Origin of the sequence: Labilithrix luteola (assembly GCF_001263205.1) — a bacterium.
Classification (GTDB): Bacteria; Myxococcota_A; Polyangia; order Polyangiales; family Polyangiaceae; genus Labilithrix; species Labilithrix luteola.
Map to the genome: position 1 here is coordinate 8,689,242 of NZ_CP012333.1, position 26,904 is coordinate 8,716,145.

28 protein-coding genes and 1 tRNA gene are annotated in these 26,904 nt (G+C 66.6%); 24 read left to right on the forward strand and 5 right to left on the reverse strand.

The genetic code is table 11. The annotated features are described in order from the left end of the window. Positions 1–254: 254 nt before the first annotated feature. From AKJ09_RS37755 to AKJ09_RS37790, 8 genes are all read left to right on the forward strand, one after another. Complete coding sequence (locus AKJ09_RS37755; protein ID WP_146652692.1) at positions 255–1,373, forward strand: polyprenyl synthetase family protein; 1,119 nt, start codon at positions 255–257, stop codon at positions 1,371–1,373. Then, positions 1,370–2,392 carry a mevalonate kinase gene (gene mvk / locus AKJ09_RS37760; protein WP_146652693.1) on the forward strand — a complete coding sequence of 341 codons (1,023 nt, stop codon included), beginning with the start codon at positions 1,370–1,372 and terminating at the stop codon, positions 2,390–2,392. The genes AKJ09_RS37755 and mvk overlap by 4 nt, the downstream gene beginning before the upstream one ends. Continuing rightward, on the forward strand, positions 2,389–3,378 hold the full coding sequence (mvaD, locus tag AKJ09_RS37765) for a diphosphomevalonate decarboxylase (RefSeq protein ID WP_146652694.1): 990 nt from the start codon (positions 2,389–2,391) through the stop codon (positions 3,376–3,378). Before mvk ends, mvaD begins: the two co-directional genes overlap by 4 nt. Continuing rightward, complete coding sequence (locus tag AKJ09_RS37770; protein ID WP_146652695.1) at positions 3,375–4,295, forward strand: mevalonate kinase family protein; 921 nt, start codon at positions 3,375–3,377, stop codon at positions 4,293–4,295. Before mvaD ends, AKJ09_RS37770 begins: the two co-directional genes overlap by 4 nt. 17 nt (positions 4,296–4,312) lie before the next feature. Then, complete coding sequence (locus tag AKJ09_RS37775; protein WP_275936682.1) at positions 4,313–5,638, forward strand: hydroxymethylglutaryl-CoA reductase, degradative; 1,326 nt, start codon at positions 4,313–4,315, stop codon at positions 5,636–5,638. Positions 5,639–6,007: 369 nt separating this feature from the next. After that, a complete protein-coding gene (locus tag AKJ09_RS37780) occupies positions 6,008–7,057 on the forward strand; it encodes an ATP-binding response regulator (RefSeq protein WP_146652697.1) in 1,050 nt (349 codons plus the stop codon). Positions 7,058–7,115: 58 nt separating this feature from the next. After that, positions 7,116–7,197, forward strand: a tRNA-Leu gene (locus AKJ09_RS37785). A 1,015-nt stretch (positions 7,198–8,212) separates the two neighbouring features. Beyond that, a complete protein-coding gene (locus AKJ09_RS37790; RefSeq protein ID WP_146652698.1) occupies positions 8,213–8,611 on the forward strand; it encodes a hypothetical protein in 399 nt (132 codons plus the stop codon). Between the two features lie 86 nt (positions 8,612–8,697). Here AKJ09_RS37790 and AKJ09_RS37795 read toward each other — a convergent pair whose 3' ends face one another. From AKJ09_RS37795 to AKJ09_RS37810, 4 genes are all read right to left on the reverse strand, one after another. Next, positions 8,698–9,516: a hypothetical protein gene (locus AKJ09_RS37795; RefSeq protein ID WP_169928183.1), complete on the reverse strand. Its 819-nt coding sequence runs from the start codon at positions 9,514–9,516 to the stop codon at positions 8,698–8,700. Positions 9,517–9,577: 61 nt separating this feature from the next. Further along, positions 9,578–10,225 (reverse strand): hypothetical protein, encoded by a 648-nt coding sequence (locus AKJ09_RS37800; RefSeq protein WP_146652700.1) that lies wholly within the window; start codon positions 10,223–10,225, stop codon positions 9,578–9,580. 291 nt (positions 10,226–10,516) lie between these two features. Next, a complete protein-coding gene (locus tag AKJ09_RS53590) occupies positions 10,517–11,347 on the reverse strand; it encodes a hypothetical protein (RefSeq protein ID WP_169928184.1) in 831 nt (276 codons plus the stop codon). 126 nt (positions 11,348–11,473) lie between these two features. After that, positions 11,474–11,899 carry a hypothetical protein gene (locus AKJ09_RS37810; protein WP_146652702.1) on the reverse strand — a complete coding sequence of 142 codons (426 nt, stop codon included), beginning with the start codon at positions 11,897–11,899 and terminating at the stop codon, positions 11,474–11,476. A gap of 109 nt (positions 11,900–12,008) precedes the next feature. On the opposite strand from AKJ09_RS37810, the gene AKJ09_RS37815 reads away from it, so the two are divergent. The 3 genes from AKJ09_RS37815 to AKJ09_RS37825 all read left to right on the forward strand — a co-directional run bounded on the left by AKJ09_RS37815 (position 12,009) and on the right by AKJ09_RS37825 (position 13,994). Next, positions 12,009–12,323: a hypothetical protein gene (locus AKJ09_RS37815; protein WP_146652703.1), complete on the forward strand. Its 315-nt coding sequence runs from the start codon at positions 12,009–12,011 to the stop codon at positions 12,321–12,323. Between the two features lie 128 nt (positions 12,324–12,451). Beyond that, on the forward strand, positions 12,452–13,087 hold the full coding sequence (locus AKJ09_RS37820) for a peroxiredoxin (RefSeq protein WP_146652704.1): 636 nt from the start codon (positions 12,452–12,454) through the stop codon (positions 13,085–13,087). Positions 13,088–13,202: 115 nt separating this feature from the next. After that, entirely contained in the window at positions 13,203–13,994 is a 792-nt protein-coding gene (locus AKJ09_RS37825; RefSeq protein WP_146652705.1) for a class I SAM-dependent methyltransferase, read from the forward strand. Positions 13,995–14,012: 18 nt separating this feature from the next. On the opposite strand, the gene hisB is transcribed toward AKJ09_RS37825, so the two are convergent. Continuing rightward, positions 14,013–14,603: an imidazoleglycerol-phosphate dehydratase HisB gene (gene hisB / locus AKJ09_RS37830; protein WP_146652706.1), complete on the reverse strand. Its 591-nt coding sequence runs from the start codon at positions 14,601–14,603 to the stop codon at positions 14,013–14,015. Positions 14,604–14,681: 78 nt separating this feature from the next. On the opposite strand from hisB, the gene AKJ09_RS37835 reads away from it, so the two are divergent. The 13 genes from AKJ09_RS37835 to AKJ09_RS37895 all read left to right on the forward strand — a co-directional run bounded on the left by AKJ09_RS37835 (position 14,682) and on the right by AKJ09_RS37895 (position 26,881). After that, on the forward strand, positions 14,682–15,443 hold the full coding sequence (locus AKJ09_RS37835; protein WP_240488731.1) for a Crp/Fnr family transcriptional regulator: 762 nt from the start codon (positions 14,682–14,684) through the stop codon (positions 15,441–15,443). 420 nt (positions 15,444–15,863) lie between these two features. Next, entirely contained in the window at positions 15,864–16,730 is an 867-nt protein-coding gene (locus tag AKJ09_RS37840) for a tetratricopeptide repeat protein (RefSeq protein ID WP_169928185.1), read from the forward strand. 23 nt (positions 16,731–16,753) lie between these two features. Then, positions 16,754–17,197 carry a helix-turn-helix domain-containing protein gene (locus AKJ09_RS37845; RefSeq protein ID WP_240488732.1) on the forward strand — a complete coding sequence of 148 codons (444 nt, stop codon included), beginning with the start codon at positions 16,754–16,756 and terminating at the stop codon, positions 17,195–17,197. 84 nt (positions 17,198–17,281) lie between these two features. Beyond that, a complete protein-coding gene (recO, locus tag AKJ09_RS37850) occupies positions 17,282–18,010 on the forward strand; it encodes a DNA repair protein RecO (RefSeq protein ID WP_169928186.1) in 729 nt (242 codons plus the stop codon). A 46-nt stretch (positions 18,011–18,056) separates the two neighbouring features. After that, positions 18,057–19,016, forward strand: coding sequence for a PfkB family carbohydrate kinase (locus tag AKJ09_RS37855; RefSeq protein ID WP_146652709.1), 960 nt, complete (start codon positions 18,057–18,059; stop codon positions 19,014–19,016). A gap of 20 nt (positions 19,017–19,036) precedes the next feature. Beyond that, positions 19,037–19,390, forward strand: a complete 354-nt coding sequence (locus AKJ09_RS37860) for a gamma-butyrobetaine hydroxylase family protein (protein WP_146652710.1) — start codon at positions 19,037–19,039, stop codon at positions 19,388–19,390. Between the two features lie 7 nt (positions 19,391–19,397). Further along, positions 19,398–21,134, forward strand: coding sequence for a murein biosynthesis integral membrane protein MurJ (murJ, locus tag AKJ09_RS37865; protein ID WP_146652711.1), 1,737 nt, complete (start codon positions 19,398–19,400; stop codon positions 21,132–21,134). A gap of 20 nt (positions 21,135–21,154) precedes the next feature. Next, positions 21,155–21,889 (forward strand): ribosome biogenesis GTP-binding protein YihA/YsxC, encoded by a 735-nt coding sequence (gene yihA, locus AKJ09_RS37870; protein WP_146652712.1) that lies wholly within the window; start codon positions 21,155–21,157, stop codon positions 21,887–21,889. 33 nt (positions 21,890–21,922) lie between these two features. Then, positions 21,923–22,789 (forward strand): alpha/beta hydrolase, encoded by an 867-nt coding sequence (locus tag AKJ09_RS37875; protein ID WP_146652713.1) that lies wholly within the window; start codon positions 21,923–21,925, stop codon positions 22,787–22,789. An 857-nt stretch (positions 22,790–23,646) separates the two neighbouring features. Continuing rightward, positions 23,647–24,039 carry a hypothetical protein gene (locus AKJ09_RS37880; RefSeq protein ID WP_146652714.1) on the forward strand — a complete coding sequence of 131 codons (393 nt, stop codon included), beginning with the start codon at positions 23,647–23,649 and terminating at the stop codon, positions 24,037–24,039. Between the two features lie 351 nt (positions 24,040–24,390). Then, positions 24,391–24,747: a helix-turn-helix domain-containing protein gene (locus AKJ09_RS37885; RefSeq protein WP_146652715.1), complete on the forward strand. Its 357-nt coding sequence runs from the start codon at positions 24,391–24,393 to the stop codon at positions 24,745–24,747. After that, complete coding sequence (locus AKJ09_RS37890; RefSeq protein WP_205633916.1) at positions 24,744–25,181, forward strand: hypothetical protein; 438 nt, start codon at positions 24,744–24,746, stop codon at positions 25,179–25,181. Before AKJ09_RS37885 ends, AKJ09_RS37890 begins: the two co-directional genes overlap by 4 nt. Then, positions 25,178–26,881, forward strand: a complete 1,704-nt coding sequence (locus AKJ09_RS37895) for a hypothetical protein (protein WP_146652717.1) — start codon at positions 25,178–25,180, stop codon at positions 26,879–26,881. The genes AKJ09_RS37890 and AKJ09_RS37895 overlap by 4 nt, the downstream gene beginning before the upstream one ends. Positions 26,882–26,904: the final 23 nt, after the last annotated feature.

Here is a 26,904-nt window from a genome sequence, read left to right on the forward strand (position 1 = left end):
GCGCTGACGACTCCTATTGGTATCGGCGCGGCTCGGGCCTCCGAACGCTTGGAGTTCCAAAGTCGCGCGGGGGTCTCGGCAAGTCTCCGCAAGAAGTCTCTTCAAGTCACAGCCAGTCACACACATCCAGCCACGGCCAGTCACGACCGAAGCCCGACCGGCCACGAGTTTCGTGCGACCGCTTGGATTCTCTCTCGCGCGAAACCGTCGCGACACTGGCACAAGCGTCCTATCGAGTCCATGGACCTCCGCGCATGAGCCCCCGTGAAACCAGCCTCGAGAGCGAGCTCGACAACGCGTCGAGCGCTCGGGCGAGCTTCTCCGAAACGCTCGAAATCGTTCGTCGGCAAGTCGATCGGCAACTCGGCCTTTGGCTCGAGCCTCGGCTCGCCGCAGCGGCGGGAGTAAGCGCCGAAGTCCTGGCTGCGGCGCAGGCCATCGAAGGACTCGCCCTCCGCGGCGGAAAGCGAATGCGCGCCGCTTTGATCGCCGCCGCGTTCGACGCGTGCAGCGCCGAGCCGACGACGGACGCCGCAGGAAGCTCATGGGCATCGGCCTTGCCCGCAATGGTCGCCATCGAGCTTCTCCAGGTGTACCTCCTCATTCACGACGACTGGATGGATGACGATGATGTCCGGCGTGGCGGTCCTGCCGTGCACATCATGCTGCGCGAGCGCCTTGGGGACGTGCGCCTCGGCGACGCCGCAGCGATCCTCGCGGGGGATCTTGCGAGCGGCTATGCGCAGAGTGCACTGCTCGAGTGCCCCGTGTCCGCCGATCGCTTGCTCCGCGCGGCGCAGGCGTTCGCGCGCATCCAGGAAGACGTCGTCACCGGGCAGCTCGCCGAGATGAGCGCCGTCCGTGCGGCGCAACCGCCGAGCGTGGAACTCATCCACTCGCTCAAGACGGCGAGCTACACGGTCACTGGGCCTCTCGCCCTCGGTGCGGTTCTCGCCGGCGCTGACGATGCGCGCGTTGCCGAGTTCGGACGCTTCGGCCGTCCGCTCGGCATCGCCTTCCAGCTCCGCGACGATCTGCTCGGAGTCTTCGGTGATCCCACCGCGACCGGCAAGCCGATCTGGAACGACATCCGGCAGGGCAAGCGCACGGCGCTCGTCACCGAGCTGCGTGGAAGCGCCGAGGCCGAAGCGCTGCTCGCACGTGTTCTCGGCAATCCCGATGCGCCTTCGTCCGAGATCGAAGCGGTCGTCCGTCTGATGGAGACGAGCGGTGCTCGTGCCCGCGTCGAGGCGCGCGTGCAGGAGCTCCTCGACGAGACGCGCCAGGTCCTCGCATCGATGAACCTCCGTCCCTCGCTGGGGCGTCGCGTGCTTCAAGGGGCGATTTCCGCCCTCGGAGAGCGAGCATCATGAGCGGAGCGAACGGTTCGTCGGGCGTACGCCGGTCGGCTGCTCACGGCAAAGTGATTCTCTTCGGCGAGCATGCCGTCGTCTACGGCGTGCCGGCGCTTGCTGTCGGCATCGATCGCGGAGCCTGGGCCGACGCGACGCCGTGCAACGAATCCCGTAGCTCGATGCACGTTCGCGATTGGAACGTCACCGTGAGCGACGACGTTGCCGACGACGGGCTGCCGCTCGCTCGCGCGTTCCGCGACGTCCTTGCCGTCACGCGCGACGCCCAGCGCGCCGAGGGGCGTGCGCCCGTCGGTGTCGTGACGGTCGACGCCGGTGCCGATCTGCCTCCGGGCGGCGGGCTCGGGTGCTCGGCCGCCCTCGGCGTTGCGGTCGCGCGCGCCCTCGATCCCCTGGCCACGCCGGAAGTGATTGCATCGCGCGTGATGGCGTGGGAGCGCGTGTTCCACGGCAATCCGTCGGGCATCGACGCGACGGTCTCTTCGCTCGGCGGCTGCGTGCTCTACGAGCGAAGCGATGCCCAGGCGCCCACGATTCAGCGCGTTCGCCTCCCGAGGACGCTTCTGCTTTGCGTCGGTCACAGCGGAATCGCGTCGAGTACCAAGACGATGGTCGAAGCGGTGGCCCGCCTTCGTGAGCGCCGTCTCGAGACCACGCAGAAGACGTTCGATGCCATCCACACGCTGGTGAAGAACGCGCGCCTCGCCATCGAGGCGGGCGACGAGCGAGCGATTGGACAGCTCCTCGATCTCAACCAGATGCTGCTCTCCGGCCTCTTCGTCTCGACGCCCGAGATCGAGCAGATGTGCGAGGCCGCCCGTTCGGCGGGCGCGCATGGCGCGAAGCTCACGGGCGCGGGCGGAGGCGGCTGCGTGGTTGCGCTGGTCGACGAGGCCTCGAAGGGCGAGGCGGTTCTGAGCGCGTGGAAGCGCGACGGCTTCGACGGCTTCCTCACCCGCGTCGGCGGTGTCGTTTCGAAGGACACGACACCGGTGGCGATGGCCCAGGGGGCGCCGTGAGCACGCTTTCGGCAACGGCCTGCGCACATCCCAACATCGCGCTCGCGAAGTACTGGGGGAAGCGCGAAGGCGAGGGGAACGTCCCGGCGGTTCCGAGTCTCTCGGTGACGCTCGCCGGGATGACCACGACCACCACCGTCACGTTCGATGGCGCGCTCGCGAGCGACGAGCTTTCGCTCAATGGTGCGAGCACGGACGGGCGCCCGCTCGCACGCGCGTCGGCTCTGCTCGACGTCGTTCGTCGCGACGCCGGTATCGATGCACGTGCTCGGATCGTGTCGGCGAACGACTTCCCGACGGCGAGTGGCCTCGCGTCGAGTGCCTCCGGCTTCGCGGCGCTCGCCCTCGCGGCGGTGCGTGCTGCGGGGCTCGACTGGAGCGTCACGCGCGTGAGCGATCTCGCCCGTCGGAGCTCGGCCAGCGCGGGGCGCAGCCTTTTCGGCGGCTTCGTCGAGCTCGACGGCGGTGACGGTGCGACGGGCACGTCGGCGTCGGTCGCCAGCCCTTCGGCGCTCGATCTGAAGGTGCTCGTGTGCGTGACCACCGAGGCGGCGAAGGCCACGTCGTCGACCGATGGCATGCTCCTCACGCAGCGCGTGAGCCCGTACTACCCGGCGTGGCTCCAAGAAGCGCCGCGGCTCTGCGCGAAGATCCGCGCCGCCATTCTCGCGGGGGATTTCTCCACGGTCGGCGAGTACGCCGAGAAGAGCGCGCTCGCGATGCACGCCTGCGCGATGGCGGCGGGCATCGTCTACGTCTCCGGCGCCACGCTCGCGGCCCTCGCCGAAGTGCGCGCCATGCGTGCCGACGGCCTCCAGACCTACGGCACGATCGACGCGGGCCCGCATTTGAAGTGCCTGGTGCGTGGAAGCGACGCCGCCGCCGCGAAGGAGCGGCTCGCGCGCGTACCCGGCGTGCTTCGCATCCTCGAGACTTCGCCGGGCGACGGCGCGCGCATCCTGCCCCTGGCCGAGGCGTCGCGATGAAGGCGTTCGCGCCCGGCAAACTCGTATTGACGGGCGCGTACGCGGTGCTCGAAGGGGCGCCTTGCATCGTCGTGGCAACGAGCCGTGGCGTCGTCGCGGATACGGCGCGCAGAGCATCCTTCACCACGCCGGAAGTCGAAGCGGCGCTCGGCTCGGTCGCCGCGCCCGACGTCGATGCGTCGGCGCTCTTCCTCGATTCGCGCAAGCTCGGCCTCGGTGCGAGCGCAGCGATTCTGGTGGCGTCGCTTGCAGCGCGCGAGGCGGAAGCCGGCCGGGACGTAGGTGACGACGACGTCCGGGCAGCGCTCTTCTCTCGCGCGCGTGAGGCGCACGCCACAGCCCAGAGCGGCGGAAGCGGCGTCGACGTGGCCGCCAGCGTGTTCGGCGGTGCCCTCCGGTACACGATGGGCGCGTTGCCCGTGCGTGTGACCTTGCCACGCGGCGCGCACTTGTCGGTCTTCGCGTGCGGCAACAGCGCACGAACGTCCGATCTTCGCGGCAAGGTCGATGCCCTCGCGGCGAGCTCGCCTGCGCTTCATCGCGAATGCATGGACGCGCTGCAGAGCCTCGCGCGCGACGCCGCGCAGGCCGTGGACGCCGGTGCGCTCGAGCGTCTCGTCGACGTCGTGCGGCGCACATCGGCGGCCCTCGCGCGCCTCGGTGACGCGGCCGGCGCGCCGATCGTGCCGACCGAGCTTCGCGAGCTGTCGGACATCGCCGCGCGTGAGAGCGCGGCCTTCTGTGTTTCGGGTGCCGGTGGCGGAGACGTCGCCGTGTACCTCGGAAGCGCGCCGCCCTCCGCGGCGTTCCTCACGCGCGCAAGCGCGCTTGGACTTCTTCGATTGGATCTTGGTCTCGACGAGAAAGGAGTGAGGGCGCTGCCGACGCCTGCGGTTTTCGCAACGGCCGACGTGTGAGCCCGAACGTGATGACGATGCGCACCTCGCAACTCCCCGGCTTTTACAAGGTGACCGTTGCCGAGCGCCGTACGCTGATGAGCGAGGCTACGGGCGTCGATCCCTCCGAGATCGCGAGCGCCCTCGATGCGGGAGGTCTCTCCGCGGAGACGGCCGACAAGTTCGTCGAGAACGTGCTTGGAACGTACGGCTTGCCGTACGGCGTCACGCTCAACGTGCGCGTGAACGGGCAGGACCACGTGGTCCCCATGGTCGTCGAGGAGCCGAGCGTCGTCGCTGCCGCGTCGAACGCTGCGAAGATGGTGCGCGCCGGCGGGGGATTCTCCGCCGAGGTCGATGCGCCGCTGATGATCAGCCAGGTGCAGCTTACGCACGTCAAAGACGCGGCGCGCGCGCACGAGGCGATCCTCGGCGCGAAAGAGGAGATCCTCGCCAAGGCCAACCGCGCGGTGCCGGGGCTCGTCGCTCGCGGCGGAGGCGCGCGCGATCTCGAGGTCCGCACACTCGGCGAGCCGAGCGACGAGATGATCGTCGCGCACATCATCGTCGACTGCCGTGACGCGATGGGGGCGAACCTCATCAACACGATCGCCGAGGGCGTCGCCGATCGACTCGCCGACCTTGCCGGCGGTCGCGTGGGCCTGCGCATTCTGTCGAACCTCTGCGACAAGCGTTGCGTTCGCGTTCGCTGCCGCGTTCCCGCGCAGATGCTCGCGACCGAGCAGATGGACGGCCAGGCCGTCATCGACGGGATCGTGAATGCCTCGCGCTTTGCCGAGCTCGATCCCTACCGGGCGGCCACGCACAACAAGGGCATCATGAACGGCATCGACGCCGTCGTGATCGCCACGGGCAACGACTGGCGCGCGGTAGAGGCCGGCGCCCATGCCTTCGCCGCGCGCTCGGGCCGTTATGCGCCCTTGTCGATCTGGCGTCGCGATAGCGATTTCCTGACGGGCTTCCTCGAGCTGCCGCTGGCTCTTGGCACGGTGGGCGGCACGCTCCGCGTGCACCCGAGCGCCCGCCTCTCGCTCAAGATGATGGGCGTGACGGAGGCGAGCGACCTCGCCGCCGTGGCGGCAGCCGTGGGGCTCGCGTCGAACCTCGCCGCTGTCCGTGCGCTCGCGACGGACGGCATCCAGCGTGGACACATGGCACTCCACGCGCGCTCCGTTGCCCTGGCTGCGGGGGCGCTAGGCCGCGACGTCGAACGCGTTGCGGCGATGATCGTCGAAGCGCGAGACATCACCATCGAAGCGGCGCGTCGCGCGCTCCAGGTGCTCTCGGAAGAATCGCGCGAGGTCCGCACGGACGCGCGCGAGGTCCCGGCTGCCGAAGCCTGAACCTCGCGCCTGAGCTCGGGAACGAGCCGGTCAACCGCGAGGAGCGGCCGGCTCGCAGGGGGCCGTGCCTCCTCGCGGTTCAGCGCTGCTGTTCGACCTGAGGCGACTCGACCTGCTCGACGCGCTCGTAGGGGAGCGGCGGCCTTGCTGCGCGGGCACCTCGCGGAGGGGCGACTCTTCTATTTGGACCACAGGCCGCCGCTCGCTCGCAAGCGTCGCGCTTTTTCCGCGTCTCGATGAGTGGTTGCGCGGGCCACCTCGGCCGCGCCAGGTGGGGCAGCATCTGTCGCCGGCTCGCCCTCGGTGCTGTTCCGCTGTTCCCAAGTGGGCCGTGACGTCACGGCAGACTTCGCGTAGCGTCCTTTCACGATGGCGGATTCGAGCGATCCTCATCGTGATCTCGCGGGCGTCCTCCACGACGTCTCGAACGCGCTCACGGTGCTCCTCGGCTGGGTGGGAGAAGCACGTGCACCCGGCGCCTCGCCCGAGGCCACGGCCTACGCGCTTTCGATCGTCGAGCAGCGTGCTCGGCTCGCCCGCGATCTCGCGCGCCACGCGATTGGCGCCCCGCGGATCGACGAGCAGCGGGAGCTCGCAGCCGTGGTCGAGGAAGTCGTGCTCGCGCTCGAGGTTGAAGCCCTTCGAACGGGAACGAGGCTCGTCGTACGCGACAGCGGCCCGACGGCGCTCGTGAGCGGCGCCCTCGACGTTGCGCAGATCCTCACGAACCTCGTTCTCAACGCGCTTTCGCACGCCCCACGCGACACGGTCATCGACGTGAACGTGGTGGTCGAAGACGAGCGCTGCTTCGTCGACGTCACCGACGAAGGGCCGGGGGTCGCTCCGGAGCGCAGGCACTCGATCTTCCTCGGGGACTCGCTCCGGCCCGGCGGAACAGGCGTGGGCCTTCGCCATTCGCGCGCCCTCGCGCGCGTCTGGGGCGGGGAAGTGGAGCTCGTGCCCGGTACCTCGGGAGAGAAGGGCGCCCGGTTCCGTGTGAGCTGGCCTCGCGCCGACGCGATCCCGCGCCCGCCTGTTTCCACCTCTCGCTTCACCGAGCTCGCTGGCCAGCGCGTTCTGGTCGTCGAAGACGACGTGGCGGTCACCCAGCTCCTCGAAGCCTCGCTGGGGGCCCGTGGCGCCGAGATCACCGTGGCCTCGACGGCCGACGAGCTGACCGCGGCGCTGGTCGACGCTCCCTACGATGCCGTGCTGGTCGATTTTTCGCCCATCAAGTCGGACGCCCAGGCGGCCTTGGCGGGCATCCGCGCCAGCTCGCCGAATGCACGAATCCTCCTAATTACAGGCAATGCGGACGCTCTCCCGGCCGTTTTTACCGACGGTACGGTGGAGCTCGTTCGCAAGCCTTTCGAGGTCGGAGAAATCATTCGTGCACTTCGTCGTGAGAAAGAGTGTTGACGAACCGGAAAGAACATCGTAATTCCGCATTCATCGAACGACGCGAAACGCGAGCGACGCGAAGGTGGCGGAATTGGCAGACGCACTAGCTTGAGGTGCTAGCGGGTAACACCGTAGGGGTTCAAGTCCCCTCCTTCGCACAGCAGGTTTCGAGAGGTACCAAGCCTCTCGAGCTCCCCCGGACAAAGAAGCCGGATGCCAGGGAGTACGGGTCAGGGAGCCCGAACCGTACGTAGACAGAGCCGGACGGCAGCGATGTGGAGATTCTCCCTCGCTGCCGTTTTGGTTTTGTTTTGTCTCGTTCGAGGGGGGCCGGCCCCCTCGAGCTCCCCCTGTGCTCGCTGCCAGGAAAGTGATGACCGTCGGTGAGGCGTTCGTTGCGCGGCTAGCGGCTCTCGCCTGATCTTCGTGGTCGGAAGGCGAGGTCCCCGCAAGCTGCCCCTGTGCTGACTGCCAGGAGAGTGATGACCGTCGGTGAGGCGTTCGTTGAGCGGCTAGCGGCCTCTCGCCTGATCTTCGTGGTCGGAAGGCTGGTCCCCGCGAGCTGCCCCTGTGCTGACTGCCAGGAGAGTGATGACCGTCGGTGAGGCGTTCGTCGAGCGGCTAGCGGCTCTCGCCTGATCTTCGTGGTCGGAAGGCTGGTCCCCGCGAGCTGCCCCTGTCCTGACTGCCAGGAGAGTGATGACCGTCGGTGAGGCGTTCGTTGAGCGGCTAGCGGCTTCTCGCGTGGACGTCGTGGTGGGATGTGAGGCCCCTCCCGGCTCCCGCCTCGGCACAAGAGAGCGACGAATGCTCTCCCGCCCACGTTGCCGTGGACCTGGGCTTCGGCGTGGCGTGGACCTAGACGCGGACGACGAGGTGGACTTGGTCGACCCACGTAGGCATCGACGTCCACGTAGACGCGTTCTCTTCCCTACTCTCGCGTTCCCACTCTCGCGTGATCAGTCTCCGGTGCCCGGTCTGTGCGTTCAGGTCTCGGGTCTCGGGTCTTCGGTCTCGGGCGACTGGTTTCTGTCCCCTCCCGGTCTCTCATGAGGCGAAGTGCGTCGCGAGCTACGAACGCGAACGGTGCCTCGTGCAACACCCACACGACCTCGGATGCCGCCAGAGGCGGTTGCTCTTGACTGGTTTTCGAGGGCGCAGTCTCCTCGTCGCATGCCGAAGATTTGGAAAGAGAAGCCTTCCCACGACGACGTTCGCAGGTTCCTGCACGGCTTCTTCGAACAACTCCGAGCGGGAAAGGTCGAGGAGGCGAAGGCTCTCGTCGGTCACGCCTACGAGGATTGGAACGAGTCGCTCTTCACCGTCTGGCAGGACCACTACCTGATTCACGAGATTCCAAAAGACTCGTCCTTCGAAGGTCGAGAGTGGGACACGAATCGGGCATGGCTTTCCGACCTGACGATCAAAGACGATATCGAATGGGTCAACGACGATTGCGCTTGGGTGGATTTCATCTATCGAGGAGATCCCTCCGGCTACATCGGTGAATTCGCAGTCAAGCAAGACGCGGACGGCTATTTCGTCCAGCGCACGATCTTCAAAATGGCCTGACGGTTCTGCCGTTCATGGGCGTCTGCACGTTCCGAGCGACGTCGACGACGCCCATGACCGCGGCGAGCCGAGCCTCTCGCGCCGGGCTATGCGGTTCGCACCGTCTGCGCAATGCCGGTGACCACCCGGACAGCCCAATCCTGAAGCACGATGGTTTCAGGAATGAGAACGGATTCCCAACTCAGGGAAACCGCACCGCCGCCGACCGTGAGTGACGTCAGACTGTATTTCCCGTCGAGCAGAGCACCACGAATGGGCGTCAGTAACGCGGACGCGAGCGCGCGGCTCCCGCGAAGGGCGAAGTGAGCGTCGAACTCGGGATCGACGATGGGCCCGGGCCGAAAGTAGCGTTCGATGTCGTCGAGTAGCGACTTTCGACGCAACCTGACCACGCCGAGCTTCTTGGGGACCCCGGCGAGGAGCAGCCGATGCATTCGTGGATCGACGATGCCGAAACCGGCGCCCTCGGCGAACACGGAGAGCGATAATGGAATGGCGCCTCTCTCGAAGTCGGAGCGCATTCCCCGCCCGAAAGGACGGCAATCGTCCAGCTGCCGACCCCATCGCTCGAACACACGGATCGGCGTGCGACCGGTCCAACGCGGGGATTCGGGCTCGGGAATGGGCCAGACTTGGCTGCGCGTCTCGTCCACGTACGCGCCAACTCGATTCAGGAATTCACGCAGCTCGGCGACGTCGTGCTGGAGCGAATCCATCGTGAGCATTGTCGGTTTGGCTGCGAAGGCCTCGCGGAGTCGCGCCTTGAGACTCTCGAGCTCGTCGTACTTGGCGGCCGGAAGAAGGCTGTGGTGGATGGGCGTGATCGCGGGCATCGACGCGACCTCCGCCGAGAGTGCGGCGAGGCGATCGTTCAGCGAAGCGACGTCGTCTCGATAGGCGTTCATTGTCATCGCTGCCCCCATCGACCAATTCTCGCGGCGATTGCGCTCATTCCGCTTCGAGAGCCTACGCCGTTCGAACGGTCTCGACGACGGCAGTCACCGCCTCGACGGCCCAGTCCGGGAGCAGCACGGTCTTCGGAATGACGCGAGACTCCCATGCGAGCGATGCGGCGCCGGCTCGCAACGAAAGCCCAAAGAGCTCTTCACGGCATTCGAGGAGTACGTCACGTACTGGCGTAAAGACTGTGCGAGCGAGGCCGTGGTCCCCATAGACCACGAAGTGCCGATCGAACTCGCGGTCGACGACCACCTCGTGTCGGAAATAGCGCGCGACCACGTCGGCGATCGTGCGTCTAGGCGCGACCGCCACGTTGAGTCCGGAGGGCATGCCGGCGCGCAGTATCCGTTCCATTCGCTGATCGGTTAGGTCGAGATTGGAGCCGTGCCCATAGGCAACGAGGCACATCGGAATACCGCTTTTGGCGAAATCGGAACGCATGCCGCATCCAAAGGGCACGCAGTTCTCCAGCTGCCATCCCCAGCGTTCGATGACATCGATCACGAAACGATTCGGGCTGAGCGATTGGCCCGGCAGCGCGGGTTGCGGGAAGGGCCATGGCTGGCTCTGCGTGACGTGGACGTATTCATCGACCCTCGACAGAAATGCCCGCAACCAAGTCACGTCCCGTGTGAGCGAGTGGATGGTTTCCATCGCCGGCTCGGCCGCGAGCGCTTGTCGAATGCGGAGCTCGATGGCCTCGAGCGCGCAAAATTTGCTCGCGCGGAAGCAGGGCGCGGTCGATCGGCGCGATGGCCGGCATCGACGCGACCTCCGTGGAAAGGACGGCATGCAACTCCCTCCATGAGGAGGCGTCGTCGCGATAGGCGTTGGTCATCGTCGCTCCCGTCGGTCCTTTTGGTCGGAGGTTGCGACGATTCGACATCCGTCGTCAGTGGGCTCCGTCGATGCGACGAAGACGACGTTCTCGAGGAGGCGATGGTTCTAGGCGTAGCGAACGACGCTGATGATGCCGGTGACGACGGTCACGGCCCAATCCGGCGCGATGGTCGCGTCGCGAACGAGAACGGTTTCCCACGTCACTGACGCAGCCCCCACGTCGACGGAGACTGCGCGAATCCAGTGTCTCCCTGCAAGGAGTGCCTGACGAATGGGCCCAAACAGTGGGGGCGCGAGCGAGCGTTCTCCACGCACCAGGAAGTGAGCGTCGACCTCCGGATCGACGACGATCTCGGGGTTGCGAGCACGCTCGTTGTAGTCTACCAGGCTGCGACGTGGCACGGCCGCCACGCGGAGGCCGCTGGGAACACCCGCACGCAGGTGACCGACCATTCTCTGATCGGTGAAGCCGAAGGTCGATCCATGCGCGAATGCAACGAGGACCATCGGAATGCCGCTTCTCTCGAAGTCCGAACGGACCGCGTCACCGAAGCGGTACGCGCGTTCCAATCGTGGCCCCCAACGGTCGAACATGTCGATCGAGTGACCCAGGCTGAGGTATGCCTCGGGCTTTTTGGGTTCGGGAGTGGGCCATGAGCGGCTGCGCGTCGCGTGCAGGTATTCTGGGATTCGGCTCACGAACTCGCGCAGCTCCGAGACGTCGCGTTGGAGCGATTGGAGCGTGACTACCGTCGGAGTGGCCGACAATGCTTCACGGAGTCGTGCTTCAACGGCTGCGAGCTCGCGACACTTGTCGGGCGAAAGGAGCGCGCGCTGCAGCGGCGTGACCGCGGGTAAGGACGCGACTTCTGCCGAAAGCGCGGCAAGCCGCTCGTGGAAGGAGGATGCGTCGTCTCGATAGGCGTTGACCATCACGCTGCCCCCATCGGCCGCTGCGCGTCGTCGTTGCGCACATTCGATTGTCGCGAGTGCGCGCGGCGCCCGTCAACGCGTCGAGGCGGCGTTTCGGCGTTTGTCTCGATACCGGAGGCGAGGTTGTCTTTACGGCCTGACGAACGTGGGAAGCTCGATGCAGCCGCCGATGATCACGAATTCGAAGGCCGCGCGGGCGCATATCTCCTTTTTCCCGTCCTTGTCGTCGTCGCGCACGCCGACGCTCCCGCTCGCGCCGACTCCCGCCGCGAGTCCGAGGGTGACGCTGTTGCCCGAGTGTTTGACGGTTGCTTCGACGCTCGCCGCCGTCGCAGACAGCCCCGCGTTGAGGCCAACGCTGCCATCTGGGTTTTCGGCACCGAATTGCGCACTGGCCGTGAAGGCTTCGGCCGCTACGCTGACACCCTCACCGTGGTAGCCCGCGCGCCCGGCGCCGGCCTGGACCTCGCTCTGACGACCAACTTGGATCGAGGCACTTCCGAGTTCGATTTCGATGCCGTCCGGGTAGCTGCCTTTGACTGCTGCTGCGCTCACGAACGCGCTTTGTTTGTCGTCCGTGAGCCCGGCTGCCAAGTGAGGCCCACCATGGATATCTCGCTCTGTCGTTCGCGTGGCGTTGGTCGACGCGTGCCCTTCTGCGGCCTTGCCGGCTAGAGGCGAGGCCGCAGCCGCGACGGCGGGTGAGGGGCCTGCGCTTGGCATCGAGTCCCAGTCGACGTCGAGCGACGAGGATGATGCGTTGCTTTGCGATGAGCGGCTCTCGGACGTGGCCTTCGAGCTATTGGACGTGCTCGCGGAGCTCGAGGCGTTCGGCGTGTCCGAATCGTCTTCGGGACGTGAGCAGGCGCCGCCGGATGTCGAACCAGAGATGGGCGTGGTCATGCCGCCCTATCGGCCTGGGATCGTCGCGGTTGCGCCTATTCAACCGGGCGCGAACGCCAGGCCCGACCGACATTGAGTTTCGGCAATAGCTCCGCCATTTCGGGCGCTTGCATGTCCCTTGTAGACGGATGTCCATCCGCTATAGTGGACGCGGATCTAGTCCGCGAAACGCTCTTCAAACGCTTCTGACGAAGGAGACACCCCATGGCCGTCCGGCTCGGCGACGTAGCACCCGACTTCGAGGTCGATACCACCCAGGGCAAGGTGAAGTTCCACGATTGGCTCGGCTCGAGCTGGGGCGTTCTCTTCTCGCATCCGAAGGACTTCACGCCGGTTTGCACGACTGAGCTCGGCGTGGTCGCGAAGCTCAAGCCGGAGTGGGAGAAGCGCAACGTGAAGGTCATCGGCCTCTCGGTCGACCCGCTCGCCGACCACGAGAAGTGGAAGGGCGACATCGAGGAGACCCAGGGCACGGCGTTGAACTTCCCGCTCATCGCCGACCCCGATCGCAAGGTCTCGGACCTCTATGACATGATCCACCCGAACGCGAACGACACGCTCACCGTTCGCAGCGTGTTCGTCATCGGGCCGGACAAGAAGGTGAAGCTGACCATCACCTATCCGGCGAGCACGGGCCGCAACTTCGACGAAATCCTCCGCGTCATCGACTCGCTGCAGCTCACGGCGAACCACTCGGTGGCCACGCCGGTGAACTGGAAGGACGGCGACGATTGCATCATCGTTCCGGCGCTCTCCGACGCGGACGCGGAAAAGAAGTTCCCGAAGGGCTTCAAGAAGCTCAAGCCGTACCTCCGCATCACCCCGCAGCCGAACAAGTGACCTAATAACGGCTGAATCCCGCGTGGCGGGCCTCTCTCTCCCGGATCTCGCGAACCGGAGAGTGGCCCGCCACACGCATTTCTGCGGCAAACCTGTCGTGCTAAGGGACCGCCCGATGTCCATGTCGGAGAGCTCGCGGTCGCGGACCGGGGACGTAAGCAAGTCACGCGAGTCCCTCGAGCGCGAGCCGGTTTCGTCCCGCTTTTTCCGCGCGCTCGGCATGGCCGGTGCGGAGCGCCGCTTCGAAGCTCCCGAAATCTACGGTCGCGCTGCCATCGGTCGGATTGCACGGTCGCTGCCGCCCATCGAGCGCGCCTATGCGAACATCCGCTTCTCGATTCTCCGGCCGAAGCTTCTGAGCGTCATGGATCTCCTCCTGCCCGACGAGGGCCGGATCCTCGACATCGGCTGCGGCTTCGGGCTCTTCGCGGCGTATTTCGGGCAGACGCAGCCGGGGCGCCAGATCGTGGGCGTCGACCCGGACCAGCGCCGCATCGCGATGGCCAAGCGCGTTTGCGAGCGACTCGGCCTCGAAGGCCACGAGTTCCACGCCGGCGACGCACGCGATGCAGAGCTCAAGGGTACGTTCGACGGCGCGTACGTCCTCGACGTGATGCACCACATTCCGGCGGAAGATCAGCTTCCGCTGCTCGCGCGTCTTCGCGATCTGCTCGCACCGCGTGGCGTACTGGTCCTGAAGGACATCACGACCGAGCCGTTCATCGGTCTGAAGTTCACCGAGATCCTCGATCGCGTGATGGTCGGCTGGGACGAGCCGCTCAACTACCGCCACCACCGCGACTGGGCGCAGATGCTCACGTCGCTTGGCTTCCACGTGCGCATGGTGCGCGTGCCGGACGTGCTGCCGTACCCGCACGTCGTCATCGCCGCGACGAAGCAGGACTGAGCGGCCTCTCGAGAGACGTTACTCCAGGCTGCCCTTCGTGGAGGGCACGCCGACCGCGCGCGGATCGATCGCGCACGCGGCGCGAAGGGCCTTCGCGAGCGCCTTGAAGCAGATCTCGGTGATGTGGTGCAGGTTCGTGCCCGCGTGGAGAACCACGTGAAGGTTGCATGCCGCGCCGCGCGCGAAGCCCTCGAAAAAGACCTCCGCGAGCTCGGTGTCCCACGTGCCGATCTTCGCCTTGGGCATCGGCACCTCCCAGACGAAGAAGGGCCGGCCCGACAGATCGACGGTGCACGTCGCGCGTGCTTCGTCCATCGGCAACGTCGCCCAGCCGTAGCGCGCAATGCCATGCTTGTCGCCGAGGGCCGTCGCGAACGCGCGTCCGAGCACGAAGGCCAGGTCCTCGGTCGTGTGGTGACCGTCGATCTCGATGTCGCCCGTGACACGCACGTCGAGATCGAAGAGCCCGTGCTTCGCGAGCTGCTCGACCATGTGCGAGAGGAACGGAACCGGTGTCTCGATGCGGCTCCTTCCGGTGCCGTCGAGTTCGAGCTCGATCGCTACGTTCGTCTCTTTCGTCGCGCGCTGCTCGTGGGCAGACCTGGTCATCGAGGGGCACACTAGCAGCCGCGTTGCCGTTCGGGATCGTCCTTCGCCGCGACGGAGATTTCGTCTATCGTCCGGATCGTGGCGCAGGATCCGCGTGGAAATCCCGGGGCGTATCTCTCCGGAAGAGGTTCAGGCGGCTCGAGCGGTGGCCGCGATACCATCGTCGACCTCGAAGAGGCCGCGGCGACCGCGATGGCGGAAGCGCCGATTCGGGCCTTGCTCGACGACTACGGGCGGCCGTTCGCGCAGGGCGAGGTGTTGTTCCGGGAAGGGGAGCCGGCGAACCACGCCTTCCTGCTCTATTCGGGGCGCGTCCGGCTTCTCAAGCGCGTGCGCATGGTCGAGAGAAGCCTCTCCGTCCTCAAAGGCGGCGATCTCTTCGGCGAAGGTGCGCTGCTCGACGGCGCGACGAGATCGTCGACCGCGGTGGCCTTGAGCGACGGCGTCTCGCTCGTCTTCGATCGGCCTTCGCTGCGTCAGGTCGTCGAGCGCTTCCCCGCGCTCTCCGAGCGAATCCTGACCCAGCTCGTGCGCCGCGTCCGCGACGCCGAGGACCAAATCGAAGTGCTGATGCTCCGCGACACCCAGTCGAAGGTGATCAGCGCACTCCTCAAGATGTCGCGGACCGCGGCCGGACCGGCGGAGCTCTCGATCTCTCCGGTCGAGCTCTCGAGCCGCGTCGGCTTGGACGTCGATACGGTCAAGCGCACGGTTCAGCGCCTTCGCGACCAGCAGTACGTTCGGATCGTGGGCGAACGCATCGAGATCCCCGACCTCGAGGCCCTCCGTCGGCTCTACAGCCTCCTCGGCTCCAAGGAAGAGCTTCGAGGCGAGCGCTGAGCGACGTTCGGGGAGTGAAGGCGCCTCCTGAGGGGCTTGTCCGGGCCAAGATGCCGACGGGCGAGGGCCACCCACGGACGCGCTTATCGATGCCCATCCTGATGCGTCGTCAAGTTTTTGCCGCGTTTGGCGGGACCGTGAGACCCCTCCAGAAGCCGCTTCTGCAGCGAAAAGATCAATAGCTGCGTGGTGTTGCAGTGCGACCATTCAGGGTTGACGACGGTTCTTAGCCGGACTACACGGCTAACCCGGCAGGTCATGCGGTCGCTTTCCTCGAGCCTTCGAGCCGCAGTACCCACCCGCACCGGGAATCCCGGACGGGTTGGGGGAGCTGCACGCGCGATCATCTCTGGGAACATGGGTCGTGGGAACGTTGATCGTGGGAACGTTGGTCGCGCGGGTGCGCTTGCCGCGCTTGCCATGCTCACCGCACTTACGGGCTGCGCGAACAAGGGCGGAGCTTCTGCAGGAGCGCAGAGCCCCGAGCGCCAGAGCGACGCCGAGTACGATCTCGCGCGCGACCTGTTCCAAAAGGGCAACCCTCGCGCGGCGCTCGATCACGCGCTCAAGGCGGTCTCCTTCAACGAAGACAACGACAAGGCGCAGTACTTCGTCGCGGTCATTCACCTGTCGTTCTGTTCGACCAACCGCGGGCTGGATACGCCGGACTGCCGATTGGGCGAGGTCGAGAAGTACGCGCGCGCTGCGCTGAAGGCGAACCCGTCCTTCCGCGACGCGACGAACATGCTCGGCCAGGTCCTCATCAACGAGCAGAAGTACAAAGAGGCCATCGTCGTCCTCGAACCCCTCACCCGAGACCCCGCGTACGTTCATCCGTACTTCGCTTGGGGCAACCTCGGCTGGGCGCAGGTCGAAGGGGGCCAGGTGGACGCTGGCATCACCTCACTCAAGAACGCCGTCGCTGCCGAGCCCCGCTTCTGCGTGGGCCAGTACCGACTCGGCGTTGCTTTCGAGAAGAAAGGAGACCTCGCGCTCGCGGAGCAAAGCTTCACGAGCGCCGTGTCCGTTCCCGATCCGAATTGCGAGAGCCTTCAAGATGCTTGGGAGGCCCGCGGTCGCGCGCGTCTCAAGCTCGGACGTTCCGTCGAGGCGCGGCAGGATTTCGAACGCTGCCGCGAGATCTCGAGTGAGACCGCAACGGGCAAGAGCTGCGTTCGTCAGCTCGCCGCCCTCCCTGCGGGGTCCGCATCTCCTGGCAGTACTCCCGGCACGGGCACGTCGCCTGCCGGTACCGGTGCTGCCAAGGGCGCTCGCGAAAACCCGTGACCCTGTAACGATACGAGGATGACGTGAGCATCGACACGGTCGGAACCACTCTTCGGCGCCAGCGCGAAACCAAGCGCATGGGACTCGCTGAAGTGTCGCGCGTGACGCGCATCCCGGTCGCGACGCTCGAGGCGATCGAACAAGATCACTTCGACGATCTCCCGGGTGAGGTCTTCGTTCGCGGCTTTCTGAAGTCCTACGCTCAGACCGTTGGTCTCGGCGCCGACGACATCGTGGCCCACTACACCGCGAGTCGCCGCGTGGCGATGGTCACGCCGCTCCCGGTGGCGTCGCCCGTCCAGGCTGCACGCGAAGGACACGGTCGTCGCTTTGGCGTCGCCATCGCTCTCGTGCTGCTCCTGATTCTCTTCACGCTCGCGCTGTCGATCGTGCTCAAGCCTCGCGGCCGCGATATGCCGGCCGAGCTTTCGGCGGTCACGCCGACCGCCACGAGCTTGCTCTCCTGAGAGCACGCCTTCGGAGACGCGCGTTCGACGAGCCTTTTGCGCTAGCGCTTGCGAGGCTCGCCGTCCCCGTGCTGCATTCCTGACGTGAAGGTCGTCGACTCCGCCGCTCTGCTCGTTCGGAGCGTACCGTACGGAGAGTCTGACCTCGTCGCGACGTTCTTCACGGAGACCGAGGGCAGGGTCGGTGCGGTCTTGCGCGGCGCGCGACGATCCACGAAACGTTTCGGAGGGACGCTCGAGCCGATTCACGAGCTCGTCGTCCGCCTCGAGGATCGCGGGCGCGAGCTCTGCGTCCTCAAAGAGGCGCGCATCGCGCGACCGCGTCAGGGCATCGTCTCGAGCCTCGCCGCGATGGAGGGCGCCGGACGCGCGCTGCGCTGGGTTCGCCATCTCTGCCCGAACCGCACTCCGGAGCCGCGGGTCTGGCACGGGCTGCGTGATCTGCTCGATGCGCTCGACGCCTCGCGCGAAGGAGCGGGCGTGGGCGTCCTTCTCGTGACCTTCGGCCTCCGGCTCCTCGCCGAAACGGGCTACGCGCTGGACTTCGAACGGTGCGCCCGGTGTGGGAAGCTCTGTCCCCCGGGCCGTCCGGCATTCGTGGACGCGGCGAGCGGCGGCCTCGTATGCATGAATTGCGGCGGCGCCCGGCGTACGATGGGAGGGGAGCTCCGTGCGATCGCCGCGCGTCTGTCGAACCCGCGTTCGACGGGGACGGATGCGAGCGAGCTCGCGGCGGTGACGGACGCGCACGCAAGCGAGCTTCTGCTCATCATCGAGGAAGCGATGGCCGCGCACACGGACTTCGCCGGTTGAGGTTGGGCTTTACGGTCGGGCGTCGCGCGTGTGACATTCATGAGGAATGGCTACGGGCATCGACGTCGCTTGCTTCGGCGAGCTTCTCTGGGATTTCTTCGAGGCGGACGCCAAGACGGACAAGGAGCCGATCGCTCGCACGTTTCGTCGCGAAATAGGCGGCGCGACAGCCAACGTAGCGACGGTGCTTGCGCGCCTCGGCATCGCTACGTCCGTCATCGGTGCGGTGGGCGACGACAAGCTCGGTAGCGCCTTGAAGTCGGCGCTTGCGGCCGAAGGCGTCGACGTCTCTCACGTCGCCAAGCTCGAGGCACGAACCGGCATCACGTTCGTGACGCGTGCAGCCGGCGGTGAGCCGACCTTCTTGCCGTACCGCGAAGGAACGGCCGACATGCAGATGAGCGAGGACCACGTCACCTCGGCGATGGCCAAGGCGCGGTGGGCCATCGTGAGCTCGACGAGCATGCTCGGCAAAGTGCGCCCGGCCACGGAGAAGTTCGTGGCGGCGCTGCAGAAGGCGAAGGGCTCGCTCGTCGTCGATCTCAATGCGCGCGCCCATCTCTGGCCGAGCGTCGATGCGCTCCGAGGTGCCTGCGCGGAGCTCGTTTCGCGGGCTGCCGTGGTGAAGGCTTCGGAGAAGGACCTTTCGGCGATTGCAGGCAAACGCGGCGTGTCCTGGCTCGAGGAGAACGCCAAACAGGCCACCTGGATTCTGACGCGCGGCGAGAACGGTGCGGCCGCCGTGGGGGCCCACGGTCAGGCCACTGCGCCCACGAAGCGCGTCCGTGCCGCCGACGCGACCGGGGCAGGGGATGCCTTCGTCGCCGGCGTCGTGGCCGTGCTCGTCAAGGCCGGGGTGAAGCCCGATTCAGACGCCTTCAAGGACGCCAAGCTCTGGACCCGCGCGATGGAGGTCGGCCATCAGCTCGGCTCGAAGTCGGTGGCGGCCGTCGGTGCCGTCACCGGCGTGGTCGGTCTCGACGACATCCGCGCGCGAATTCGCTGATCTGGCGCTATAAGGGCCCGATGGATCCTCGGTTTCGGTGCAAGGCGATCAAGTCGCCGCGTGGTGGCAAGGTGACCGAGATCGAGTGGGGCGACGGCCACAGGGGCGTCTACCCGCACGACATCCTGCGCGGCTATTGCCCGTGCGCCGGCTGCCAGGGGCACGAGGGGACCATCAAGTTCCAGTACCCGACCGGCGTTCAGCTCGAGCTCGACGGTATCGAGCCGGTCGGCAACTATGCGCTACGCTTGACCTGGTTCGACGGTCACGGGAGCGGCCTTTACTCGTACGTGTACCTGCGCGCGCTCTGTCACTGCGACGAATGCCGCCCCGGGGCGATGAAGGACGATCGTTCGGAGCTTCCGCGTTCTTGAAGACGCGATGAGCAACGTGGCCGACGAATCGCGCGATCCCGCCGGCGAAGGGGCGCTCGAAACGGTCGACCTCGCCGAATCGGCCGAGGGCGCGCCCGAAGCTCCGGAGATCGCCGTTCAACCGGCACACGCGGCCGCCGACGCCGGCAACAAGGAACGTGAGAAGCTCGTTGGACGCGCGGGCATCGTCGGCGCCGGCACGCTGCTCTCGCGCGTCCTCGGCTTCGGCCGAGACGTGGTCATCGCGGCGCTCTTCACGCGCAGCGAGACCGACGCGTTCTCGGTCGCTCTGACGATTCCGAACGCGCTTCGGCAGCTCCTCGCCGAGGGCGCGGTGTCGAGCGCGGTCGTGCCCGTGCTCTCGTTGAAGCTCGCGACCGGTGGCGACAAGACTGGCCGTGCATTCTTCGCGAAAGCGCGAGGTGTCTCGCTCGTCGCGCTCGTCGTCGTTTCGATTCTCGGCATTCTCTTCGCTGAGCCGCTGACCGACCTGTTCGGCGCGGGCTACCGCGCCACGCCGGGCAAGTTCGAGCGCACGGTGGAGATGACGCGGGTCATGTTCCCGTACATCTTCTTCATGGGCACGGCCGCCATGGGGATGGCGGCCTTGAACGCGAAACGGCGCTTCGCCGTGGCCGCGTTCGCACCAGGGCTCTTCAACGTGGCGCTCATCTTCGCCGCGCTTCTCTTGCGCCGTCCGCTCGAAGAGCGAGGGATCGACGGTTCGATGGCGCTCGCCGTCGGTGTCCTCCTAGGAGGTCTTCTCCAGGTTCTCGCCCAGCTGCCGGCCCTTCGTGGCATCGGCTACGTCGGACGTCCGGTCTTCGATTTCCGAGATCCCGACGTTCGCGAGATGCTTCGGCGGATCCTCCCGATGACGTTCGGCCTCGGCGTCTATTACGTCGACCTGACGCTCTCGCGACGCTTTCTGTCGGAGCTCGGGGAGGGGGCTCAGAGCTATTTCTTCTGGGCTTCGCGACTCTGCGACTTCCCGCAAGGCATCTTCGTGATGGCGCTCTCGACCGCCGCGCTGCCGTCCCTGGCGTCGTTCGCGGCCAAGGGAGACCGCGAGGAGCTCGCGAAGACGTGGGCCCACGGCATGCGCCTGTCGCTCTTCGTGGCGCTCCCGTGCAGCGTGGCACTTGCGGCACTCGGCGAGCCACTCGTCGTACTGCTCTTCCAGCGCGGTCACTTCGACGCAGAATCCGCTCACCAGACCGCACGTGCGCTCGTCTGGCAAGGTGGCGCCATCTTCACCGTGGCGGCGGCTCGCCAGCTGATCCCGCCGCTTCATGCGCTCGGAGACACGCGCACGCCGGTCATCGTCAGTGCGCTCGACCTCGTGGCGTTCATCGTCCTCGCGCTCTTGCTCCGCGGACCCTACGGCCACGTCGGCATCAGCATCGCCGTGGCGGGGTCGAGCTTCGTCCAGGCCGCCCTTCTGATGGTCGGCGTGAAGTGGCGCCTCGGGACCCTCCGCGCGCGCGAGCTCGTGACGTCGACCGCGAAGATCGCTGCGGCCTCCGCCATCGCGGGCATCGGCGGCTGGGGAGCGGCGCGTCTGCTCGAAGGTGGCGTCGAGGGCGCCCTCGGTCGCGCTTTGCCCGGCCTCGCGGGCTCGATCGTGTTCGCCGGGCTCTACCTCATCGCGGCCTGGGGCCTCGGCGTCCGCGAGCTCGGTGAGGTCGCCGCACCGATTCGTCGTCGGCTCGCCCGCCGAGCAAGCCCCGGTCGGCCGGCCTAATAGGCTAGACTGCCGCCGTCATGGCCAGCACCCCCAAAGATCGCGCGAAGCAACACGCGAAAAACGCCGCGCGGAACGCCGCTGCGGTCAACGCCAGCAAGAACGCCGGCAAGCGCGCGAGCGACAGCGGCGACGCCAAGAACGAGTTCCGCGTCCAGAGCGCGGAGTTCTCCGCCGGAGCCGCGGCCGGCAATCAGATCCCCGAGGCACGTCACGTCGAGATCGCCTTCGCGGGCCGCTCGAACGTCGGCAAGTCGAGCCTGCTCAACATGATGGTTCAGCGCAAGAGTCTGGCGCGAACCAGTCGAACGCCCGGTCGAACGAGGCAGATCAACTTCTTCGACGTCAGCCTCGTCGGCGGACCGACGTTCGTGTTCGTCGACCTGCCTGGCTACGGCTACGCCAAGGTCTCGAAGACCGAAGCGCGCGACTGGAAAGTTCTACTCGAGGACTATCTGCAAGGGCGAACGACCCTGCGGGCGGTCGTGATCCTGGTCGACGCTCGCCGCGGTCTCGAGCAAGAGGAGCTCGATCTCATCGAGTTTTTGCAGACGCGCCCCGAAATCCAGATCGTCATGTGCGCAACGAAGCTCGACAAGCTTCCACTTGCTGCTCAGAAGCCTCGCCTCCAGGAGCTCTCGAAGGACGCGGCGGTGAAAGTCATCGGCACGAGCGCCGAGTCGGGCGGCGGACGCGTGGAGTTGTGGAAGCGACTCGTGTGGATCGCGTCGGGCGAAGACCAAAGCTCTTCCTAAAGTTGTCCGAGCGTCGTGTAGAGTTTCCTCACGGTGATGGGGAACAACGGGGCTCGGTCCGGTAGGGGGTGGTCATCGTGCTGGCAGCGAGGCTTCGCGGCGAGCTCGCTGGCGGTCGGTCTCGTGAGCGCGGGGTGCGGCGGAAGCTCGCCCGCACCACAGGTGGCCTTGGCATCGAACGAGTCTTGGTGTCCGGACGGCTTCGAGGTCGGACCGCAAGACACCTGCTTCGCGATTCCCGACGCGCACGACAAGAACACGCCGATCCTCGTCTACCTGCACGGCATGTACACGGGCCATGGCTCGGCGGAAGAATGGGCGCTCGTCCATTCCGCCGTCGGACGCGGCTTCGCCGTCGTGATTCCGCGCGGCCGCCGAGGAGCGTGCGCCTGGAAGGCCGAGCTCAAGGATCACTTCTGCTGGCCGCACGAAGTCGACGACCCTCCGTCGTTCAAGGCCGTGGTCCAGGACTGGGACCGCGTGCTCTGGCAGGTCGACGCGCTTCTCGAAGGCGGCACGCACAAGCGGTACGTTCTCGGCTTCTCCAACGGCGGCTTCTTCGCGACGTACGTGGCCTCGCACGGCCTCTTTCCGGCCGACGGCTGGGCGATCGTCAACGGTGGCCCCCTCGAGCCGACGCCCAAGGCGCCGAAGAAGACTCCCATGCTCCTCGTCTCCGCCCAGGGCGATTCCGAGCAGGGGCCGAAGATGAAGGAGCTCCACGACTCGCTCGCAAAAGCGGGATGGACGCACGCGTACTGCTCGCGGCCCGGCGCCTCGGCGCTCGCGACCGAAGACGTGGACGCCGCCCTGCGATTTTTCAAACGCGACGCCGATGGAACCCTGAAGTCGGGCGGCGGCGGCTACGCCTGCGAGGGGGGCACGAAGTCTGCGCTCTGATGTAGCGACGCGTTTACTGCTTCGTCAGCGTGAGCACCGCGGTGCCGCCGTTCACGCTTGCATGCGTCGGGGCTCACCGTGGCCGCGAGGGCCGAGGCGACAACCCAGCCGTCGTTCGCCACGAGTGCGGACTCGAGGACGAGGCCACGAACGAGATCTCCTCCGCGTGCTCGCGGCGGACGAGCTCTTTTCGGCCTTTGTCAGACCGCTGTTGGAGGCCAAAAAAAAGGCCCGAATAAACCCCAGTGGGGCTATTCAGGGCCAGTTTTCGCGGGTTTCTTGTGGGCGCAGAGGGACTTGAAGGCGGTTCCAGCGCGGAATTCCCGAGGAATCGCAACACGGCGCCGACGAGTGAGCTGGCCCGAGGTGGCGTAAGCGCGCGGGAGCCGGACGGGCCCAGGCCAAGTGATTTCGAGCTCGAGATGCGTGCAGTCGTGGCGGACCTACGGGCCATTGTAGCGGAGCTACGTGCCGAGAACGCTCGCCTGCGATCGGAGCTCGGTGAGCGAAGCTCGCAACCCAACGGTAGGCAACGGTAAGCTGGCCCCGTGGCGCGTCCGAAGGACCCAAATCGAAGTGTCGGGTGGGGCCACCTCAAGGCGACGAAAGCAAACGTTCGCCGCGAGTGCCTCCGACGCTTCGAGAACGAATTCGGTCGCCCATGGCAGGAAGCCGATGCGGGGCTCCTTGTCGGCTACGGAGATGCGCCCGACTCGCATTCTGACGACGACGTCGAGTGGGGCGAATGGGAGGGAGGAGCCGCCCGGATGGCTCGCGAGGAACGAGCGCGAGCAGTTGCGGATCGAGCGAGAAGTCGTCGAATCGCTTCCGCGCGAATCCGAGCCAGAGACGCCCTCGTGAGCCTCCGGACGGCAGCACTCGCAGCGAAGCGAACCGTTGCCGAGCTACATGCGGAGTTCGAACGTCACCCTACGGACGACAACGACTATGACTTCGAGGCCGCTCGCGAGGCGTGGCTCGCAACGCTCGTATCGGTCGTCCACGCGCTTCCTAGAGAACTTCTCCGGGACGAGTCGGAATGGCGAACACGCAGCGAGAAGACCGGCGTGGCGCGCGTGATCTCGAACGCTCCCCGAGTGCTCGAACGAAAGAAGATCGAGCCGCGTCACCTCGCGGTGGTCGCATTGCTCGCGGGCGTGCCGTGCAAGTACGGCAAACGCGACGACGTCCAAGCAGTGCTCGAACGGATGGCGAACGCGGTCTCGCAGGACGTGAAGAGGCGGAAGTAATCCTGACGCGTCGCAATTACCTGACGTCATGATTTCGGTCGGTGCATCGTCCGTGCACCACCATGAACCGCGACGAATTCCGACTCGCGATCGAAGCTGACATCTGCCTGAACTCAGCGCGCAAGGCGCTGCGGGAAGGCCCGTGCACGCTCCGAGGGCGCGCTGGAGAGCGTGCTCAGGAGGCGATGCGTCGCCTTGGTCTTGGACCTCGCGATGCGGCACCGCGCGAAGCTCGCACCGAGCGGTCTGCCTGAACGCAAACGCGCGAGGGCCGCCGGCGGAAGGCGACCCTCGCGCATCACGGCGCGCGACCGGGCAAGGCCGCACGCCGTCTCGACGAACGAGGAAAACATGACTCGACGAACGGGAAACTTCAAGGCCGGCGTGCTGCAAGAGCTCGTCGCGATCGCGTCGCGGCTCGCATCCGTGGCCGCCAACCTCGCCGAGTCGGCCAATGACGCCGACCCTGAGGAGCTAATTCGAGAGGACGACGCGGCGAGGATCGCCAAGCGTCCCGTGCGAGCGCTGCGTGATGCACGTCGTGCGGGCGAGCTCAAGATGTACGGCAAGCAGCGCTCGCGCACGGTCCGCCGTGGCGACCTCGATGCGTGGATCGAGGCAAGCCGCGTGAAGCCGTCCGCCGGGGTGGACGACGCCGATATCGAGCGCCGGATGGCTCGGCTTCAGCGGACGCGGAGGTCGGCGTGACGGACTTCTTCGACATGAGACGAATCGCCACCATTCGACTCAACCTGAGCGAGCGGCTCGCGGTTATGACCTCCGACTACGCGGACGCGGTCCACCTGGCACTCTTCGGTGACATCAACGCCATCAAGAGGGACCAAAAGCGGGCGAGCTACCGTCTGGACCTCTGCGAGGTTCGAGCGCTCTCGACCGCACTCGAACGTGGCGACGCGACGTCGATCCGTGCGGCTTGGGGAGAGGTGTTCGTGCTTTCGCGCCCTGCCACGACGGGTCTGCTCTTGCTCTTCGTAACGTGCGGCAAGATCGAGCGCGCCGCTTACCTCACGCAGAAGAAGTGCAAGCGTCTCCTTCGCGCTCTCGATCGCGCCCGCGCAAGCGCTTCCGATTCGAGTCTCCTCAGCGAGTCGATCGAGAGGCTTCGGAGCACTTCGACGTGAACGCTGCGGAGTCGAAAGAGCAACTCCTCGCGCGCCTGCGAGCGATTGCGGACAACACGGTGCAAGCGAGACCCGCGACCGATGCGCCGAGCGCTGCTCGCGCAAGGTCGGTCGCTCCCGAAGCTCGCGCGGGAGCGAAGAGTCGACGTCGCAAGGTGCCTCCGCCTCCCTCGATTTCGCGAGGCGACGACGATCGCGTCTGGATTCACGAGACGCCGGACGAGGTGAAGGTCACCGACGAGACGGTCGCCGCGATCGCAACGAAAGCGCCGTCCGTCTTCCGCATGGGGCAGACCCTCGGCGAGGTGGAAGATGCCGAGTTCAGGCCCGCAGCCTCTGCGCGCGTCATCGACTTGGCCTCGAGCGTTGCCGTCTACTTCCACGAGTCAAACGACGACGGCGAGGTCAGGGAGACGCCCGTCCATCCTCCGAGGTATCTCGGCGAGCGGATCCTCGCGCGGCCGTCGCATCCTGGTGTGCGCGTCCTCGAGGGCATCGTGCGTTCGCCGATCCTTCGTACCGACGGTTCGGTTTGCTCGATCCACGGCTTCGACGCGCAATCGAAGCTTTTCTACGCGCCAACGATTGCCTTCCCTGAGGTTCCGTCGTCGGCGTCGCTTGACGAAGCCGTCGCGGCTTACCTGCGCCTGAGCGAGCCCTTCGCGGACTTCCCATACGAAGATCGCGAGCTGGGCATCGCGTGCGCGATTAGCGCGATCCTGACGCTGCTGAGCCGCCACCTCATTGGGCTTGTGCCCGTCAAGTGCACGAGCGCTTCGAGCCCAGGTAGCGGCAAAGGACTCGAGGCGGACACCATCACCATGATCGGTCTCGGCGTCGCGCTCCCGCGATCGCCATGGTCGGCGGACGCCGAGGAACAACGCAAGATGCTCGACGGGCACGCGCGGAGGAACGAGCTCGCGATTCTCCTCGACAACATCGTATGCCCGCTGGGAGGGGCGAGCCTCGAACGTAACGTCACGTCGACGGTCGTCGACGTTCGGGTCCTTGGCCGATCGGAGACCGTCTCGTTTCCTTGGCGGGCGACCGTCCTCGCAAACGGCAACAACATTCGCTTCGCCGGCGACATGCCCCGGCGCACATATCTCGCCCGGATCGTTCCTCAGGACGACCGACCGGACCAGCGCACTAACTTCCGGCTCTCGCCGTTGCTCGACCACGTGCGGATCAATCGTGCTCGGTACGTCATCGATGCGCTCACGATTCTGTCGGCACACGCAAAGGCAGGGCGCCCTCGCGCAGCGAGAGACGGCGGATGGGGAAGCTTTGAAGAGTGGACGAGCGTGGTCGCGGACGCAGTCGTGTTCGCAGGAGGGCGAGACCCGCTCGGTGCGCGCGTTGTGCGCGACGCAAAGACCGACACGGTTCGAGAGGCTCTCGACGGCCTCATCCGGATCTGGCGTGCGTTCGGTGGAGCGGTGGGAATCGAGCTCGCGTGCGCTCAGGTCATCGAGCGGTGCGGAGCCGACGATGAGGCTCGCGCGTTTCTCGACGAACTGCTCGATGAGCAAGTGCCCTCGCGGAGCGAGAAGCAGACGAAGGCGGCTCGACTGTCCGTCCTTCTGTCTCGGAACGCCGACCGCTGGACGATGGTCGACGGCTCGCTGCTCGGTTTCGTCCAGGGCTCGGCGGGAAGGTTCGGGCGCCGTTGGAAACTCTCGGCCCCGAGGGGAGCGTGACAACCGTGACAGCCGTGACAGTC